Raw genomic sequence first — 18,690 nt, 5'->3', positions numbered from 1 at the left:
AGCCTCGTCCGGCCCCCAATCGGGTGCGCCGCATGATCCGCCGCTGTTTAGCACGGATCGGCGAGGCGGGGCGGCCGCTCGGGCCGCATGGTTATCCCTTCATATCGGCGGGGGATATCCGGGAATATCAGCGATTGAACAGCTGACGCAGCACGTCCTTCATCGCCGGACTGTCGTGCTGCTCGGCGGTCTCGCCGGGCGGAGGGGGCGGTGGCGGCGGGGCCTGGTCGGGGGCCGGCGGCGCGGGCTGGCTCAGGTCGCGGCTCGGGCGCGATGCGTTGCTCTGGTTGAGGGTGGAAAGGCCCTGCTGCAGCAAATTGCCGATGGTGTCGCCAAGCTGCCCGCCGAGCGGGTTGCTCTGGCCGGCGCCGCCGCCCTGGCCGCTGCTGCCGGGCTGCGCGCCGCCGCCCTGCACGCCGTTGAGCAGATTGGTCAGCCCGTTGATGCCCTGACTCAGCCCCTGGCCGTTCGCCCCGAACAGGCCCTTGCCCATCTCCTTGAGCTTGGCATAGGCCGCCTGCGGATTGTCGAGCATGCCCTGCATCTCCGGATAGATCCGCGGCGATACCCAGGGTCCCTCGAGCATCACGGGGATGCCGAGGCCGACCGGATTGCCGGCGCGGCCCTGGCCTTCGGTGGTCATCACGAGCTGCGGCTCGACGCGGAACCCGATCTGGCGGGTGTTGAGGTCGATGGTGCCGACCCCGGTCATCTTCACCAGCGGACCGATCAGATTGAGGTCGGTGGTGACGGCCTGGCCCTTGTCGACCTTGAACGAGGCCGAGAGCTGGCTGAGATCGGTCGACAATTCCTGGCTCTCCTGCCAGCCCGACAAGGTGCTGGTGGTGAGGCTCCGGATCATCTGCGCCACGTTGAGGCCGAGGATCTTGCCGTCCTGGAACACGACGAAGGCGGTGCCGGCGAGATTGCCGACGATGGCGCGCTCGCTGCTGCCTTGCGAGGTCAGCGCGATCTTGGCCTGCATCTTGCCGTCGAGCTTGTCGAACTCGGCGAGGCTCTTCAGCACCGGCAGCGCGCGCGCGCCGGCGAGGTCGAGCCGTAACGCGTAGGTTGGATTCGGAGCTCGCGCGTCGATGGTGACGTCGCCATCGGCGGTGCCCTCATAGGCGCCGAGATTGGCGAACCGGCCCTTCAGCACGCCGCTGTCGATGGACGCATCGATTGCCGCCTGCGTGAAGCGGCCGTCGCCGATCACGAGCTCCGCCGCCGAGATGCGCGCCTGTGCGTCGACATAGTTGAGCCCGGCAAGATCGACCGACGCGTTGCTCCACGTATTCGTACCCAGCGGCTGCTTGGAGCCGGCCTGCCCCGGCGGCATCGCGATCGCAATGTGCTGGAAGTCGAGATCGAGCTTCACCAGCGGCTTGTTGCTGGCGAAATCGACCGAGGCCCAGCCGGTGAAGCCGCCGTCGCCGAGCGTGCCGGAGACGCCGTTGAACATCACCACCGTGCCGTTCAGCCGCGCTTCCGCATTCGCCTTGATCGCCGCGGGCAACAGGCCGGGCGCATCGATGCTGAATTCGGCCGGCACGCTCTGACGCTCCAGCGGTGCTTGCGGCGCGGTGGCGCGGATCTCGAATTTCAGCGGCTTGTCGCCGGCGTGTGCGTCACCCGTGACGACGATCTTGCGGTCGTCGCCGATGGTCGCGTCCGCATTGAGCGTCTCGATCCGGCTCTCGATCCGGTCGCGCACATTGGCGAAGACGATGGTGCCGCCGCTGACGCTGACATGCCGGATCGTGATGCCGCTGCTATCGGACGCGGAGGATTTCGCCGGCGGATTGTGGTCGCGGGTGCGCTCGCGCTGCAGCGGCAGGTTGATCACCGGCTTGACGATCGAAAGGTCGGTGATGTCGGGCCGGCCCGACCACAGGCTCGACAGCGTCATCTCGGCCTCGACGCTGCTTGCCGCGAACCGGTTGTTGACGTCGCGTCCGCGCGGGTCCTGCAGCACGACGTCGCTCAGCGTCAGATTGATCTTCGGCCAAAGGCCGATCTTGGCGCCGCCCTTGATGGTGAGCTTGTAGCCGGTCTCGCGCTCGACCCGATCGGTGATGGTCGATGTGAGGAACGAGGACGGGATCCCGACCACGGCCACCAATGCGATGATCACGATCACGGCAGCGATGGCGGCCCCGGCGAATTTCAGTGCTCTCATGTCGCTGTTCCAGGCCGGGCAAGCGGGGTTCCGTTGCAGAAAGTCACGGCCGATCACACGAGTTTATCCCGCAAGCGGGATCTGGCTCCAATGACTGGAAAAATAATCCGTTACCGCATGAACTTATGTGACCTCTCCCACACTCTTATGAGGGTGATTTTTGCTAACCGGGCGTCAGGGGACTGCTCGGATGGATTTGGAAGGCAGTACAATGAGCAAACAGGCCGAATTTGCGGTCATTCTGAAGATGAATCCGATGTTCGCCGATCTCGGTGCGGACGAGTTGCAGCGGCTTTCCGGCCTCTGCCACACCCAGCAACTCGCGACCGGTGAGGTGCTGTTCCAGAAAGGCGATCCCGGCGATGCCCTGTTTGGGGTCCGCCGCGGCCAGATTCGGATCGAGACCGGTGCTTCCGACGGCAGCCGGCTCACACTGAACTTCATGGGATCCGGCGACCTGTTCGGCGAAGTCGCCGTGCTCGACGGTCAGGACCGCACCGCGGATGCGACCGCGGGCGAGCCCAGCGAATTATTCGTGTTGCGGCGGCAGGATTTCCTCGGCTTCCTCGAGCGCGAGCCGAAGGTTGCGGTCAGGCTGATCGAATTGCTGTGCCAGCGAATTCGTTGGCAGAGCGAGCGGATGGAAGAATCCGTGCTGCAGCCTTTGCCGGTCCGCCTCGCACGGCGGCTGTGCGCGCTGGCCGAGGATTTCGGTTCCGAGGTGCACATCTCGCAGGAACAGCTCGGCATCTTCGTCGGCGCCGCGCGCGAAAGCGTCAACCGGCAGCTGCAGACCTGGCGCAAGGACGGCATCGTCGACCTGCAACGCGGCCGGATCATGCTGCACAACATGACCAAGCTGACCGCGGTCGCCCGCAACGACTAGAGCGGACTGCATGCAACGCGCGCGGGAAGATTCAATTCTCTCGCGTGCTCTGCTTGCCGATGTTGACGCACTCCTGCCTAAAAGACGTGCTTGCATGATGAGGCCGGTACCGCTTTCATCCGGCCGCCGGTCCTTGGGGTGACACCCAGCCTTGCTGGCCTCACGCCATCCACCTGCAAACCCCTGCGGTCTCTCCCGTTGACCGCAGGGGTTTTGCATTTCGATAGATGCGTGACGCGAGGGCGCCTACCGCATCACCACTTCGGGATCGGCCCAGCGCAGATACTGGCGCGGCGCGGCGCCGAGCTCGCGCTTGAACATCGCGGCGAAAGCGCTCGGACTTTCATAGCCGACGTCGAGCGCAACGCAGGTGACGGCCTCGCCGGCGCCGAGCCGCGCCAGCGCTTCGAGCAGCCGCACCCGCTGGCGCCAGGCCGCAAAGCTCTGGCCGGTCTCGCGCCGGAACAGACGCGTCAGCGTCCGCCGGCTGAGCTGGCAGCGATCGGCCCATTCGTCGAGCGTAAGATCGGAACTCGGATCGACCAGCACGGCTTCGCAGATCGCGGCGAGCCGCGGATCGGGCGGCACCTGCACATGCAGCGACACTTCCGGCATCCTGCCGATCTCGTCGAGCAGGAAATCGACCAACCTGCCGTCGCGCCCTTCCGGATCGTAACGGGTCGGCATGTGCACCGCTTCTTCCATCAACGCCTCGACCAGCGCGGAGACTTTGATCAGGCGGCATGTCGCCGGAGCATTCCTGATGCGGTCAGGCGTGACATAGATGGTCTGGATCTCGACCTCGCCCCATGCCCGCGACTGGTGCGCGACGCCGGCCGGAATCCACAGGCCGTGGCCGGGCGGCACGACGAAATGGCCGCGCTCGGTCATCATCGAGGTCACGCCCGCGGTCTGCAGGATGAATTGATCGCGTCGGTGCGCGTGCCGCGCGCTGGTGCTTTCGTTCGGATAGGAGGCCGCCATCGCCGCGAGCGGCCGTTCGACCTGTTGCAGCTGTCCGGCATAGTGCGCGGCGGCTGCAGGACCCGATTGCTTGCGGCAAACGCGCAAGCCGGTGGTGTCATTTCGTCGCGCTGCGACTTTCAAGTGTCGTGAGCTCCTGATCGATCGTCGTTTTCGCAGGGTGCTCATGCATCTTCCGGGCCACTTGGCCCGATCGCGATGGTTGTTGTCCCCCTTCAGGTAGCGCGGGATATGGCGTTTGGCAACAATGCCTCACCCCGCGGCATTCGCCGAAATCGAATGTGAGAGCGCGGAGACGGAGAGGTCCGATGAACAGACGCGAATTCACCAAGGCAATGCTGGCCTGCGGTGCAGCCATCCCGTTCGGCATCACGCGGGCGGCGGGCCAGACCCGCGGTGGGACGCTCAACACCATCATCCAGCCCGAGCCGCCGGTGTTGGTGACCGCGCTGAACCAGCAGCAGCCGACCTTGACGCTCGGCGGCAAGATTTACGAAGGCCTGCTGAAATACGGCGCCGATCTCAAGCCGATGCCGGGCATGGCGCAGTCCTGGGAGATCTCGCCCGACGGCCTGACCTATACGTTCAAGCTGTTTCCGGGCATCACCTTCCACGACGGCAAGCCGATGACCTCGGAGGACGTGGTCTTCAGCTGCATGAAGCTGCTGGTGGAGACGCATCCGCGCGCACGGCAAAATTTCGCCCGCGTGGCGTCGGCGGAGGCGCCCGATCCGCTCACCGTCGTGTTCAAACTGAAGCAGCCGTTCGCGCCCTTCATCGGCTGCTTCGATTGCACGTCTGCACCGATCGTACCCAAGCACATCTATGACGGCACCGACTACCGCAAGAACCCGGAGAACGACAAGGCGATCGGCACCGGCCCCTTCAAGCTGAAGGAGTGGGTGCGCGGCTCGCACGTTCATCTCGTCCGCCACGATGGCTACTATCAGAAGGACCAGCCCTATCTCGACGAGATCGTCTACCGCGTGATTCCGGATGCGGCCTCGCGCGCGCTGGCGCTCGAGAACGGCACGGTGCAGCTCGTGCAATGGTCCGACGTCGAATTCTACGACGTCCAGCGCTTCAAGGCGCAGAAGAACCTCGAATTCACCACCAGGGGCTACGAGTATTTCGCGCCGCATCAGTGGCTCGAGATGAACAACCGCATCGCGCCGATGAACGACAAGCGGTTCCGGCAGGCGGTGATGCACCTGATCGATCGCGAGGCGTTCAGCAAGCGGGTCTATTTCGGCAATGCCAAGGTGGCGACCGGACCGATCTCGTCGAAGACGCGGTTCTACGATCCGAACGTGAAGCGCTACGAGTTTTCGGTCGACAAGGCCAAGGCCCTGCTCGACGACATGGGACTGAAGCCTGGCGCCAACGGCAAGCGCGCCGAGATCAAGTATATCGTGCCGCCCTATGGCGAGTCCTATCAGCGGGCCGGCGAATTCTTCCGCCAGAGTTTTGCGCGGGTCGGCATTGATCTCGTGCTTGTCGGCACCGACATGGCCGGATGGGCCGAGAAGGTCGGCAACTGGGATTATGAGATGACCCAGAATCTGCTCTACCAGCTCGGCGATCCCGCGCTGGGCGTCGCCCGCACCTATATTTCGTCGAACATCAAGAAGGGCATCCTGTTCTCCAACACGCAAGGCTATTCGAATACCGAAGTCGACAAACTGTTCGACGAGGCCGCGGTGACGCTCGATGAAGCCAAGCGCCAGGAGCTCTACAGCAAGGTGCAGCAGATCCTGGTCGAGGAAGTGCCGGTGGCCTGGACGCTCGAGATCGAATATCCCATCATCTACGACAAGGCGTTCAAGAACATCGTGACGACGGGCATCGGCTCGCACGAAACCTTCGGGTCGGTCTACAAATCGTGACCCGGCTCGGCAGCGCCGCGACGATCGGACTTCAGGCGGTCAGCCGCATCGCCCAGCTCGTCGCCGTGATCCTCGTCATCGCGACGTTCAATTTCGTGCTGGTGCGCGCCGCGCCCGGCGATCCGGCCCAGGTCATGGCCGGGCAATCCGGCGCGTCCGATCCAAAACTGCTCGACGACCTGCGCAAGGAGTATGGCCTCGACAAGGCGTATTTCGTGCAGCTCGTGAGCCACCTCGGCCGCGTCATCAGGCTCGACCTCGGCTATTCCTATCGCCAGCGTCGTCCGGTCGTTGATCTGATCCTCGAACGGCTGCCGGCGACGCTGCTGCTGTCCGTCACGGCGTTTTGCCTCGCGCTCCTGATCGGCACCGCGCTCGGCGCGCTGGCCGGGCTCGCGGCCGGCAGCGTGCTCGACACGGTGTTCACCGTGCTCTCGCTCGTGCTCTACGCGACGCCGGTGTTCTGGCTCGGCCTGATGCTGGTGCTGGTGTTCTCGGTGACGCTCGGCTGGTTGCCGCCGTTCGGTTACGAGACCATCAACGTCCAGCTCTCGCCGGTCGAGCATGCGCTCGACATCATGAAACACATGATCATGCCGGTCACGTCGCTGGCGGCGATCTATCTGGCGATCTATGCGCGGCTGATGCGATCCTCGATCATCGAGGTCGCGCAGCAGGATTTCATCAAGACCGCGCGCGCCAAGGGCTTGTCCGGAACGCGCATCGTGGTCGGCCACATGCTGCGCAATGCGCTGGTGCCGGTCGTCACCGTCGCCGGCATGCAGGCCGGCGCGCTGGTCGGCGGCGCTGTGGTGATCGAGACGGTGTTTGCCTGGCCGGGCCTTGGCCGCTTGACCTTCGAGGCACTGTTGCAGCGCGACTATCCGGTCCTGCTCGGCATCTTCCTGATCCTCTCGATCGTCGTGATCGCGCTCAACCTGCTCACCGACCTGGTCTACCGGTTGATTGATCCCCGCATGACCACGGGAGCGGCGTGATGGACACGGTGCGCGCCTTCCTGCGTCATCCGAGCGGAATGATCGGCCTCGTCCTGCTGCTCGTCGTTGTTGTCGTCGCGATCGTTGCGCCGATCGCGTTTCCGGTCTCGCCCTGGGAGATGGTCGGCGCGCCGTTCACGCCGCCCGGCGAGGACGGATTATGGCTCGGCGGCGATACGCTCGGCCGCGACGTCGCCGCCGGCGTCGCCTATGGCGCACGCGTGTCGCTCCTGATCGGCATCGCCTCAGCGCTCGCGGCGATGGCGATCGGCGTCGTGATCGGCGCGATCTCAGGCTATTTCGGCGGCAAGGTCGATCTGGTGCTGATGCGGATGACGGAATTGTTCCAGACCATTCCAGCCTTCGTGCTGGCCATCCTGCTGGTCGCGACCTTCAATCCGTCGCTGCTCACGATCATCCTGACCATCGGCGCGGTGAGCTGGCCGCCGCTGGCGCGGCTCACGCGCGCCGAATTCCTCCGTCTGCGGCACCGCGAATTCGTCGAGGCCGCGCTGTGCCAGGGCGCACGCACCTGGCGCATCGTGCTCGGCCATATCCTGCCGAACGCGATCTCGCCGATCCTGGTGGTGACGTCGCTGACGGTTGCCACTGCGATCCTGCTGGAAAGCGCGCTGTCCTTCATGGGGCTCGGCGATCCCAATCTGATGTCGTGGGGCTTCATGATCGGCGCGGGCCGCACCGTGATCCGGAACGCGTGGTGGATGAGCGTGTTTCCCGGCCTCGCCATCCTCGTCACCGTGCTGGCGATCAACCTGTTCGGCGAGGGACTGTCTGATGTCCTCAACCCGCGCGTCTCGAGGCGCCGCTCATGAGCGAAGCCATGCAGTCCGGTGCGCCTGTTCTTGCCGTCGATGGTCTCTCGATCGCGCTCCCCAAGGGCGGTGATCGGCCCTTCGCGGTCGAGAACGTCTCCTTTGAGATCAAGCCAAACGAAGTGGTTTGCCTGGTCGGCGAGTCCGGCTCCGGCAAGTCGATGATCGCGCATGCGGTGCTGTCGCTGTTGCCGCGGGGCGTCGACATCGCGTCCGGCGCCGTGGCGGTCGCAGGGCAGGATCCGTCGAAGCTCGACGGCCGCGCTCTCCGCAAGCTGCGCGGCGGCAACGCCGCGATGATCTTTCAGGAGCCGTTGTCTTCGCTCAATCCGCTGAAGCGCGTCGGCAGGCAGATCGAGGAGATGATCCTGGCGCACCAGCGGCCTGCGCCCTCGGCGACCGAACTCCGCGAGCGGGTGCTGACGCTGCTGACCCAGGTCGGACTGCCGAATCCGCAGCTGCTGGAAAAGAGCTACCCGTTTGAGCTTTCCGGTGGCCAGCGCCAGCGCGTGATGATCGCGATGGCGATGGCCAACCGCCCCGCGCTCCTGATCGCAGACGAGCCGACCACCGCGCTCGATGTCACGACCCAGCGCCAGATCCTGCGCCTGATCGACGATCTCCGGCGCGAGCGCGGCATGGGCGTGCTGCTGATCACCCATGATTTCGGCGTTGTCGCCGACGTTGCCGATCGCGTCGTGGTGCTGCGCCATGGCAAGGTGGTCGAGCAGGGCACGGCCAGCGAGGTGCTTCGCAATCCGCAGGCCGCCTACACGCGCGAACTGATCGACGCGGTTCCGAAGGCGCGCCTCGCCGACATCCACGAGGCCATCCTGCGTCCCGAGCCGCTGCTCGAGGTCATCGGCCTGCAAAAGACCTTTCGGGTCAAGCGCGGCTGGCTGCAGCCGCCACGCGAGGTGATCGCCGCTGATGGCGTCTCGCTGACGCTGCACGAGGGCGAGACGCTTGCGGTGGTCGGTGAATCCGGTTCCGGCAAGTCGACGCTCGGGCGCATGATCATGCGGCTTACCGAACCTGACGCCGGCGCCATCCGCTTTGGCGGCGCGGATCTCCGGCAGCTGCGCGGCGAGGCGTTGCGCCAGGCGCGGCGCCAGCTCCAGATCGTGTTCCAGGATCCGTTTGCCAGTCTCGATCCGCGCCAGAAGGTCGGCGATGCCATCGCGCGCGGACCGATGGCCTATGGGACGTCGCGGGCCGAGGCGATGGCCCAGGCGAACAAGCTCCTGGTGCGGGTCGGCCTGTCGGCGACCGCCGCCGATCGCTACCCGCACGAGTTCTCGGGCGGCCAGCGCCAGCGCATCTGCATCGCGCGGGCGCTGGCGCTGAAGCCGCGGGTTCTGATCGCCGACGAGGCGGTGTCGGCGCTGGACGTCTCGGTGCAGGCCCAGGTGCTGGCGCTGCTCGCCGAGCTGCGCCAGGAGATGCGGCTTGCGATGATCTTCATTACACACGATTTGCGGATCGCCGCCGAGATCGCCGACCGCGTCATCGTCCTGCAGAAGGGGCGTATCGTCGAGGAAGGCACCACCGCCGAAGTGTTCACCGCGCCGCGCCAGGCCTACACTCGCGATCTGCTCGACGCGATTCCCGGGCGCGATTTCTTCGACCAGCCGGGCTTTGCGGCCGTGGCCGATACACGCTCCACAGCAAGGATCAATTCATGACCGACAGCCGTTCAGTTCCCCTTCCGGCCGGCGCGCGCGAGCGCATCGAGGCGGCTGTCGACGCCGCCTTCGAGCAGCAGCTCGCGACCACGATCGCCTTCTCGTCGATTCCCAGCACGCGCGGCCAGGAAGGTCCGTGCCAGGACATGTTCGCGAAGCTGCTGCGCGAGCGCGGCTATGAGGTCGACGACTGGGTCATCAATCAGGACGAGCTGAAGACCTTGCCCGGCTACGGGCCGGTCGAGACCGATTTTTCCCGCGCGCGGACCGTCGTCGGCACCTATCGGCCGGCGCGCGAGGAGGGACGTTCGCTGATCCTTCAGGGGCATTGCGACGTGGTGCCGGTCGGGCCGCTCGACATGTGGGAGCGGTCGCCGTTCCAGCCGGTGGTCGAGGACGGCTGGCTCTATGGCCGCGGCACCGGCGATATGAAGTCGGGCACCATTGCCGCGCTCTACGCGCTCGATGCGGTGAAGGCCGCGGGCTTTGCGCCGAAGGGCCGCATCCATCTGCAATCCGTGATCGAGGAGGAAAGCACCGGTCTCGGCGCGCTGTCGACGTTGCAGCGAGGTTACCGCGCCGATGCCTGCCTGCTGCCGGAGCCGACCGAGGAACGGTTGATGCGCGCCCAGGTCGGCGTGATCTGGTTTCGCCTCAGGGTTCGCGGAATCCCGGTCCATGTTGCGCGCGCCGGCACTGGCTCCAACGCTATCCGCGCCGCCTATCATCTGATCGGCCATCTCGACGCGCTCGAGGCGGAGTGGAACGAGCGTGCCAAGTCGCATCGCCATTTCGGCGCGGTGCATCACCCGCTCAACTTCAATCCCGGCATCATCAAGGGCGGCGATTGGGCCTCCAGTGTGCCGGCGTGGTGCGACGTCGATTGCCGGATCGGAATCCTGCCGGGATGGAAAATCGCCGACTGCCAGGCCGAGATCGTCGAGTGCGTGACCAAGGCTGCCAGGGCCCATCCGTTCCTCGCCAACAATCCGCCAGAGATCGTCTGGTCCGGCTTCCTGTCGCCGGGCTATGAAGCGACCGAGGTGCAGGAGAGCGAGGCGGTCCTCGGCTCGGTCTACGAGCATGTGTTCGGGCGCAAGCTGACGGATTTTCCCTCGACCGCGCTGACGGATGCGCGCTTCTATGGCCTGGATTATGGTGTTCCCGCATTCTGCTTCGGCGCCAGGATGGAGAACGCGCACGGCTTCAATGAACGGGTCCAGCTCGATTCGCTGAAGAAGGTGACCAAGGCCTACGCCCTCTTCGTCGCGAGCTGGTGCGGGATCGACGCGGTATAGAGCATGATCCGGAAAAGTGCGAAGCGGTGTTCCCTCGCGACAAACGCGGAGCGTTTGCGCGGAGATCATGCTCAACGAATTGAGACAAACCAAACGGGAGGTTCGCTATGGGTGACCAGAGTGCGGGCGGCAAGCCGCCGGTCAAATCGCACGAGGATCTTCGTGCGCATTTCGGGCAATTGAGCCCGCTCGCCGAGAAAAAGGTGCTCTATCATCTCGACAAGTTCTGCCGCGACTTCATCGCGCTGTCGCCGTTCCTCGTCATCGCTTCCAGCGACGGCAAGGGTCATGCCGACGCCAGCCCGCGCGGCGATGCGCCGGGCTTCGTCTCCGTGCTCGACGACAAGACGCTGCTGATCCCGGATCGGCGCGGCAACAACCGGGTCGATACGTTCGGCAATATCATCGCGTCGCCCGGGATCGGGCTGATCTTCATGGTGCCCGGCATCAACGAAACGCTGCGCGTCAACGGGCGGGCCGAAATCTCGCAGGAGGCGGATCTGTTGACGCCGCTGACGGTGCAGAACGTCACGCCGATCATCGGGCTCAAGGTGCATGTCGATGAGACCTACTTCCACTGCGGCAAGGCACTGATGCGCTCGAAGCTCTGGAATCCCGCCGCGCAAGTCGAGCGCCACAGCTTTCCGACGCTCGGCCGGATCATCGCCGAGCAGACCGCCGCGATCGAGGTCGAAGTCGCCGAGAAGGCGATGGAAGAGGCCTATCGGACGCGGCTGTATTAGAACTTGAGATCACCCGCATGCGCAGGCGATGACACCGCCTGGTGTAACGCCCTGAATCGATATCCTTCCTTACCGTCGTCCCTGCGAAAGCAGGGACCCATAACCACAGCTACCAATCGTTGGGCGATGCTGGAACGACGAGTCGCTGCAACAAGGTCCGCCGCGGCGTATGGGTCCCTGCTCCCGTGCGCAATTGCGCACCAGGCAGGGACGACGTGTTGGAGGAGTCGTAGACTCACCATGATTTCGGAATAATGGAAAAATATCGCTGATTTGCCCGACGTGTCAAGTCGCCGTGTCGGATTCCGGCCGCCGTCGGCTCCTTTGCATGGGGTTGTTTTCGATATTTTGGAGTACGTCATCTCGTACGGGTCGCACCGCTGGCGAGGCGCGGCCTCAGCTCATTCCGCGGCGGGCGAGATCATGTTCGGCGGGCCGGGCGGGCGCTTGGTGTCGTCGGACTGGTGCTCGTTCGGGGTCAGCTCGTGGTCGGCATGCGAGACCACGAGCCGCTTGCCGAAGCGCCAGATCAGGCCGCCGACATCATCCATCACCATGAACATCGCCGGCACGAACACCAGCGACAGCGCGGTCGAGAAGATCAGGCCGCCGATCACTGCGAGCGCCATCGGCGAGCGGAATTCGCCGCCCGCGCCGAACGCAAGCGCTGACGGCATCATGCCGGCGGCCATCGCGATCGTGGTCATCACGATCGGGCGGGCGCGCTTCATGCCGGCGTCGATCATGGCTTCCTCGCGCGCCTTGCCGTCGCGGATCGCCTCCACCGCGAACTCCACCAGCATGATGGCGTTCTTGGTGACGATGCCCATCAGCATCAGGATGCCGATCCACACCGGCGTGGTGAGCTGCTTGCCGGTCAACAGCAGTGCGCCGATCGCGCCGCCGATCGAGAGCGGCAGCGAGAACAGGATGGTGATCGGCTGCAGGAAGGTGCCGAACAGCAGCACCAGCACGGCATAGACCATCATCAGGCCGGCGGTGATCGCGGTGGCGAAACCGTCGGACAGCTCGGCGAGGCTCTCGGCGTCGCCGGACGGGCTGACCCGCACGCCCTTCGGCAGGGTCTTCATGACCGGCAGGTCGTAGATCAGCTTGGTGGCGTCGCCGAGCGCGGCATTGCCGACAAGGTCGGCGGCGACGGTGGCCTGCCGCTCGCGGTCGTAGCGGTTGATGCTGGTCGGGCCCTGGTCGAGCTGGATGTCGGCGACGACGGAGAGCGGCACGCCGCCGCGTTCGCCGCGCTGGCCGAGCGGCACCCGCAACTGCTCCAGCATCTGCAGATCGCTGCGCGCATTGTCCTCGAGCTGGACGCGGATCGGCACCTGGCGGTCGCCGGCGTCGAACTTCGCCAGCGCCGGGCCGACGTCGCCGATGGTGGCGACGCGAATGGTCTGCGACAGGCTTTCGGTCGAGACGCCGAGCCGGGCCGCGAGCTCGGCGCGCGGGCGGATGCGCAGCTCGGGCCGGTCGAGCGCGGTCTCCGAGATCACGTTGGCGATGATCGGAATCCGCTTCATCTGCGTCGCGAGTTCGCTGGCCACGTTGTTGACGATGTTGCTGTCGGTACCGGTGACGACCAGCGAGATCGCGCGCAGGCCGTTCTCGTCGAGGAACCAGAACCTGATATCCGGGACGTTATCGAGCTCCTTGCCGATCGACAGTTCGAGCTCGCGCTGGGTGATCTTGCGGTCGGCCTTCGGCGTGTAGTTGATGATCAGCGCGGCGCGGCGCACCTCCTGCAGGCCCGGCGGCACCCGGCCGCCATCGACGAACACGCTCCGTACCTCAGGCCGCTTGCGCAGCCGCGCCACGATCTCCTCGGTGACCTTCTCGGTGTAGGCGAGTTGCGAGCCGGGCGGCAGCTCCATCGCCAGCAGCGAGCGCGCGGTGTCCTGCGCCGGCAGGAAGCCCTGCGGCAGCAGCGTGATGCTCCAGATCGACGCGGCGAAGATCGCAAAGCCGATCAGCACGGTGACGAAGTAATGCTTCACCGACCAGGTGACGAGGCTGTGATAGCCGCGCAGGATCGGGCCGGGCGGTGGATCGTCGTGGTCATGATGCTTGAGGAAATAGGCGGCCAGCATTGGCGTCACGAAGCGCGCGGCGAGCAGCGAGAAGAACACCTGCACCGACACGGTGATGCCGAACTGCTTGAAGAACTGCCCGGCGATCCCTGACATGAAGCTCGCCGGCGCGAAGATCGCGATGATCGTGAGCGAGATCGCGATCACCGCAAGGCCGATCTCGTCGGCCGCTTCGAGGGCGGCACGATAGGGCGTCTTGCCCATCCGCATGTGGCGGACGATGTTCTCGATCTCGACGATGGCATCGTCGACCAGGATGCCGGTCGAGAGCGTGATGGCGAGGAAGGAGACGAGGTTGAGCGAGAAGCCGAGCAGGTCCATCGCCCAGAAGGCCGGGAAGATCGACAGCGGCAGCGAGACCGCCGCGATGATCGTGGCGCGCATGTCGCGCAGGAACAGCAGCACGATGATCACGGCGAGGATCGCGCCCTCGAACAGGGTCGAGATCGCGGCCTCGTAATTGCCCTTGGTGAACTCGACCGAGGTGTCGATCAGCTTCAGGTCGACATCGGGATAGGCCACCTTCAGCGCGTCGATCCGCTTCTGCACCGCGGCCGCGACGACGACGTCGCTGGCGCCCTTGGAGCGCTTGATGCCGAGCGCGACAACCGGCTCGCCGTTGAAGCGGGCGAAGGTGCGCCGGTCGGCGATGGTGTCGGTGACGGTGCCGAGATCGTCGAGCCGGATCTCGCCGCCGCCGAACAGCGGGATCATGGTGCCGGCGAGCTCGTTCAGCGTCTTGGCGCCGGCCAGCGTGCGGATCGCCTGGTCGTTCTTGCCGATCTCGGCGCGGCCGCCGGCGACGTCGACATTGGTGCCGCGCAGGATCTGGCTGACATTGACCGCGGTGAGTCCCACCGCCTGCAGCTTGTCGGGATCGAGCGAGACCAGGATCTCGCGCTCGACACCGCCGATGCGCTCGACCTGGGCGACGCCGCGCACGCCCTGCAGGGCGCGCTTGACCACGTCGTCGACGAAATAGGACAGCTGCTCCGGCGTCTTGCCGGGCGAGATCGCGGCATAGGTCACGATCGGCAGGCCGATCACGTCTACCCGCTGGATCAACGGCTCGGTGACATTCTGCGGCAGGTTGGCGCGCACGCGCGTCACCGCATCCTTGACGTCGTTGAGCGCGCGGTCGGTGTTGGTCTCCAGCGCGAATTGGATCGTGGTCACCGACAGGCCGTCGGTGATCGAGGAGGAGATGTGGCGCACGCCCTCGACGCCAGAGACGCCGTCCTCGATGGTCTTGGTGACCTGCGATTCAAGTTCCGACGGCGCGGCGCCGAATTGCGAGACCGCGACCGAGATCACCGGAATGTCGGCGCTCGGCAGCCGCGTCACCGCGAGCTTGGTGAAGGAGACCCAGCCCAGCACGAGCAGGATGATCGAGAAGACGATCGAGGGAAGCGGGTTCCGGATCGACCATGCCGAGATGTTCAAAGCCATTAGCGTGCCCGAATTACCGTGATCGCGTGCGATCGAGTTCGTCGGCGAACATGGTCTTGATCTGGTCGCCGTCATGCAGCGAGGTGCCAGCGTCGGCCACGACGATTTCGCCGACGTCGAGGCCTTCAAGGATTTCGGTCGAGGTGTCGGAGGTCAGCCCGACGCGCACCCTGCGGGTCTCGACGGTGTTGCCCTTCACGACCTGCAGGGTCAGGCGGTCGATCGCGGTGCGCGGCACCGCGACGCCGCAGGAGCGCTTGGCGTCGATATTGGCGCGCGCGAACATGCCGACCTTCAGCGTCGGATTGTTGTTGATGGTGATGCGGACGTGCCCGAGCTGGGTGGTGCGGTCGATCTGCGGCGAGATCTGGCGGACCTTGCCGACCATGTCGGGCGCATCGTCGCGGCTGATCCGCACATTGGCGCCGGGATTGAGCTTCAGGAGCTGGAAGCCCGGCACTTCGGCGTCGAGCTCGATCTCGTTGTTGATGGAGATCTTGAACATCGGGGGAGCCTGCGGCGAGGCCGGCGCGCCGGGCGCGGTGCGCACTTCGGTGACGAGGCCGGCCGCCGGCGCCCGCAGCACAAGCGGCTTGGCATTGGCCTGTGCGGCCTGCTGCGGCGGCGGGGTCAGCCGCGCCAGTTCCTGGTTCTCGGTGACGGTGTCGCCCTCGCGGACCAGCACGTCGGTGACCTTGGAGCCGTCCTGGTCGACATTCACCTGCGCCTCGCGGCGCGGCACGATGAAGCCGGTGACGCGGACCATGTCGGAGAAACAGGCATTGGTCGACTTCGTGACCACGACCAGCGCCTGACCCGGCGTCACCTTCTCTTCGGGATGGGAGCGATGCTCGAACGCGTAATAGGCGATCGCGAGGGCGAGGAAGAACACCGTGCCGAGCGCAGGCTTGAGGTATTGGGAAAAATTCATCGCCTGATCAATCCGGAGCTTGGCGCGTCATGGGTGTTGGTCGAAGTCTCATCACGCTCGCTATCGTATTGCCTGGGCATTCGGAAGGCCGGTGCCATTGTTCCGGATCATGCCCTGACGTCATGTGAGGCGGGTCACCTGTTATGCCACATTGGGGCTCGGCCCAAACAGCATTGGCCCTAAAGCAAATGCGCCCCGCCGGGGTGCGGGACGCATTGTAGCCTCAAAAAGGGGCCACGCCACCGCCCATCACTTGGCGGCGGCGGCCTTGTTTTCCACGTTCACGACCTGCACGCGCCGGTTCACCTCCGCCATCGGGTGGCTCGGGTCCTTCAGCTTGCTCTTGCCATAGCCGACGGTGACGAGATCGGTGCCGTTGATGCCGTATTTGTCGACGAGATAGCGCTTGATGGCATCGGCGCGGCGTTCCGAGAGGCCCTGATTGTAGTCCTCGCCACCGGCGGCGTCGGTGTGGCCGGCGACCACGAAGGTCGAGCCCTTCAGGTCCTGATTGGTCAAGGCGCGGCCGAGCGCCTGCACCGACGGCAGCGACTTCGCGCTGATGTCGGCGGAGTTGTAGTCGAAGTTGATCTCGAGATCGATCTTGGGCTTGTCCTGGACGATGGTCGCGATTTCCTCGCGCTCGGCCGAGGACAGCGAGCGGGTGGCGCGGCCGCGGACGCTCTGCACGAATTTGGCCTGGTCGGCGTTCAGCTCCGGCGAGGTGGTCTGCGGGCCGGCCGAAAGACCGCGGGTCAGCGGCTTCTTGTCGGGCGTCAGCGCTCTGATGATCTGGTCCTCGGTGACATCGTCACCGGCGCGGGCGGCCGCCAGGCAAAACGACAGCGCGGCGCCAATGGTGATTGAAACGATCGCGGCCTTTGCCGACGGCTTGAACATTTCGGTCCCTCCTGCGCAAGCTGGCGCGGTTCCAACGACTATTCAGATTGATTGCCGGCATCGCTGCCCGGCTCGCACCCTCTGATTAGTCGCTCAATTCCGTCAGCGGTTCGCGCCGCGGGCAGACCTTCGTCCATTGTCACTGCACGCCGTAGTCGGCGAATTCCTTGACGATGTTCGGGTCCATCGCCTTGGCGTTGGCGATGTCGAGATCGCCCTCCGCGACCGCGCCGTTGCGCTGCTTGGCGAGCCCGCGCCCGTACAGCGACGAGGTCAGCCGCGGGTTGATCTTCAGCGCGGCGTCGAAATCGGCGATCGCGTTCTTGTTCTGCCCGCCCTTCAGGTTCATCAGCCCGCGGCTGTCGAGCGCATCGACGAAGTTCGGGCGCAGCCGCAGCGCCTCGTTGCAGTCCTTCAGCGCCGCCTGCAGGTCGCCGATCACGGTGCGGACCCAGCAGCGGTTGTTATAGGCCTCGACATCCTTTGGGTTCAGCCGCAGCGAATTGGTGAAGTCCTTCACCGCGAGGTCGTAGGCCCCCTTGCTGGCATAGACCTGGCCGCGGCGATACAGCGCCGCTGCGTCATCGGGATTCTTGTCCAGCTTTTCGCTCAAGCTCTTGATCGTCGGATCATCGGCGAGCACAGGCGAATTGCTCGGGGCCGGCGTGGGCTGGATCACCACCGGCGGCGGAGCCGCGGGCGGCGGCAGGGCGATCTCGGGCGCCTTGGGCTGGGGTGGCGGTGCAGTCGGCGCTGCCGCAATCGGAGGCGTCGGCGGCGCCGGTGATGGTGTCGGCGCTGTTGCCGCTGGTGGCGTCGGGGTCGCCGCGGGCGGTGTCGGCGTTGCTGCGGGCGGAGCCGGCGGAGGCGCGACTGGCGGTGCCGCTGCCACTTCCGGTGACGGCGACGCGGCGGTTGCCGGCGCGGCGTTCGACGGCCCGGCCGTGCCGGCCGGAATGAACGAGAAATCCTCGGCCAGTGACGACGAGATCCACGGCACCTGTTCCTGCCGCGAGGCGCGGGTGACGCCGACGCGGGTGCGGTTCAGCGTTTCCTCGGCCATCAGGTCGGGGGTGCGGATCTCCTTCAGGAGTTCCCGCACGAACAGGCTGTGGTCGCTGCCATTGTCGGAGACGACAGACGACAGCGCGGCCGAATACATCACCAATGTACCGTTCGGGGCGATCACCGGGGCGAGCCCTGCCGAAAAGCTGCGGAAGCGCCGCTCGAACGGGTTGCGCCGCGAGGCGTCGATCAAGGCGATCTTCACACCGGCGCCACGGCTGTTGATTTCCCCGAGCACGGTCTCGAGGCTGAAGCCGTCGCGCCGAACGTCGGCCTCGGCCCAGATCTGCGCATCGATCGGGATCATGTAGCTCTGCCGGTTCGACTGGATACCGTAACCGGAGAAGAAGATCAGGGCGACCGAGCCCGGCTTGATCTTGCCGTAGAGCCGGTCGAAGGCGCGACGCATGCCGTCGCCGGTCAGGTTCTCGCCGACCTCGACGGTGAAGCCGTCGCGCTTGAGCTCGTCGCCGACGTCACGGGCGTCGTTGACCGGCTCCTTCAGCGGTGCGTCGGCGTCGGGATATTTGGCGTTGCCGATGACCAGCGCGAAACGGTCGCCGGCGGCAAAGGACAAAGTGGGCGCCGCGATTGAAAAAATCAGCGTGGCGAGCAAGGCAAGGCGGATTTTCATAATCGCAGCAAATCCAGATCGCGGCATTCCAGTGAAACGGCGCCGCTTCCAGCCTGCGCCTCGGGAACCTTACTCTAGCGAAAATCCATTATCAAACCACGGCCAAACCCCGTC

General features: G+C 65.5%; 13 protein-coding genes. 7 read left to right on the top strand and 6 right to left on the bottom strand.

The window, feature by feature from the left end:
* Window positions 1–127: 127 nt before the first annotated feature.
* Entirely contained in the window at window positions 128–2,179 is a 2,052-nt protein-coding gene (locus tag ACVI1L_RS11940) for an AsmA family protein (RefSeq protein WP_456782961.1), read from the bottom strand.
* 211 nt (window positions 2,180–2,390) lie between these two features.
* Between ACVI1L_RS11940 and ACVI1L_RS11935 the strand changes: the two genes are divergently transcribed.
* Window positions 2,391–3,065, top strand: a complete 675-nt coding sequence (locus ACVI1L_RS11935) for a Crp/Fnr family transcriptional regulator (protein WP_057021095.1) — start codon at window positions 2,391–2,393, stop codon at window positions 3,063–3,065.
* A gap of 246 nt (window positions 3,066–3,311) precedes the next feature.
* Here the strand turns inward: ACVI1L_RS11935 and ACVI1L_RS11930 are convergent, their stop codons facing one another.
* Window positions 3,312–4,172, bottom strand: coding sequence for an AraC family transcriptional regulator (locus ACVI1L_RS11930; RefSeq protein ID WP_028335183.1), 861 nt, complete (start codon window positions 4,170–4,172; stop codon window positions 3,312–3,314).
* Window positions 4,173–4,357: 185 nt separating this feature from the next.
* Here ACVI1L_RS11930 and ACVI1L_RS11925 point away from each other — a divergent pair, with 185 nt between their 5' ends.
* The 6 genes from ACVI1L_RS11925 (at window position 4,358) to ACVI1L_RS11900 (ending at window position 11,492) form a co-directional block, all read left to right on the top strand.
* Window positions 4,358–5,935, top strand: coding sequence for an ABC transporter substrate-binding protein (locus ACVI1L_RS11925; protein WP_456782960.1), 1,578 nt, complete (start codon window positions 4,358–4,360; stop codon window positions 5,933–5,935).
* Entirely contained in the window at window positions 5,932–6,933 is a 1,002-nt protein-coding gene (locus tag ACVI1L_RS11920) for an ABC transporter permease (RefSeq protein ID WP_456782959.1), read from the top strand. Before ACVI1L_RS11925 ends, ACVI1L_RS11920 begins: the two co-directional genes overlap by 4 nt.
* Window positions 6,933–7,766: an ABC transporter permease gene (locus ACVI1L_RS11915; protein WP_456782958.1), complete on the top strand. Its 834-nt coding sequence runs from the start codon at window positions 6,933–6,935 to the stop codon at window positions 7,764–7,766. The genes ACVI1L_RS11920 and ACVI1L_RS11915 overlap by 1 nt, the downstream gene beginning before the upstream one ends.
* Window positions 7,763–9,451: a dipeptide ABC transporter ATP-binding protein gene (locus ACVI1L_RS11910; protein WP_456782957.1), complete on the top strand. Its 1,689-nt coding sequence runs from the start codon at window positions 7,763–7,765 to the stop codon at window positions 9,449–9,451. The genes ACVI1L_RS11915 and ACVI1L_RS11910 overlap by 4 nt, the downstream gene beginning before the upstream one ends.
* Window positions 9,448–10,749, top strand: coding sequence for an ArgE/DapE family deacylase (locus tag ACVI1L_RS11905; protein WP_456782956.1), 1,302 nt, complete (start codon window positions 9,448–9,450; stop codon window positions 10,747–10,749). Before ACVI1L_RS11910 ends, ACVI1L_RS11905 begins: the two co-directional genes overlap by 4 nt.
* A gap of 107 nt (window positions 10,750–10,856) precedes the next feature.
* Entirely contained in the window at window positions 10,857–11,492 is a 636-nt protein-coding gene (locus ACVI1L_RS11900) for a pyridoxamine 5'-phosphate oxidase family protein (RefSeq protein WP_076834761.1), read from the top strand.
* A 401-nt stretch (window positions 11,493–11,893) separates the two neighbouring features.
* Here the strand turns inward: ACVI1L_RS11900 and ACVI1L_RS11895 are convergent, their stop codons facing one another.
* From ACVI1L_RS11895 to ACVI1L_RS11880, 4 genes are all read right to left on the bottom strand, one after another.
* Window positions 11,894–15,046 carry an efflux RND transporter permease subunit gene (locus tag ACVI1L_RS11895; protein WP_057021104.1) on the bottom strand — a complete coding sequence of 1,051 codons (3,153 nt, stop codon included), beginning with the start codon at window positions 15,044–15,046 and terminating at the stop codon, window positions 11,894–11,896.
* Between the two features lie 13 nt (window positions 15,047–15,059).
* Complete coding sequence (locus ACVI1L_RS11890) at window positions 15,060–15,977, bottom strand: efflux RND transporter periplasmic adaptor subunit (protein ID WP_456782955.1); 918 nt, start codon at window positions 15,975–15,977, stop codon at window positions 15,060–15,062.
* A gap of 249 nt (window positions 15,978–16,226) precedes the next feature.
* On the bottom strand, window positions 16,227–16,877 hold the full coding sequence (locus ACVI1L_RS11885; RefSeq protein WP_456782954.1) for an OmpA family protein: 651 nt from the start codon (window positions 16,875–16,877) through the stop codon (window positions 16,227–16,229).
* A 139-nt stretch (window positions 16,878–17,016) separates the two neighbouring features.
* Window positions 17,017–18,576 (bottom strand): caspase family protein, encoded by a 1,560-nt coding sequence (locus tag ACVI1L_RS11880; RefSeq protein ID WP_456782953.1) that lies wholly within the window; start codon window positions 18,574–18,576, stop codon window positions 17,017–17,019.
* Window positions 18,577–18,690 lie beyond the last annotated feature (114 nt).

The organism is Bradyrhizobium sp. USDA 4516, assembly GCF_054055915.1.
The sequence above is the reverse complement of the archived record's forward strand: the minus strand, read 5'-3'. Positions and strand labels throughout refer to the sequence as shown.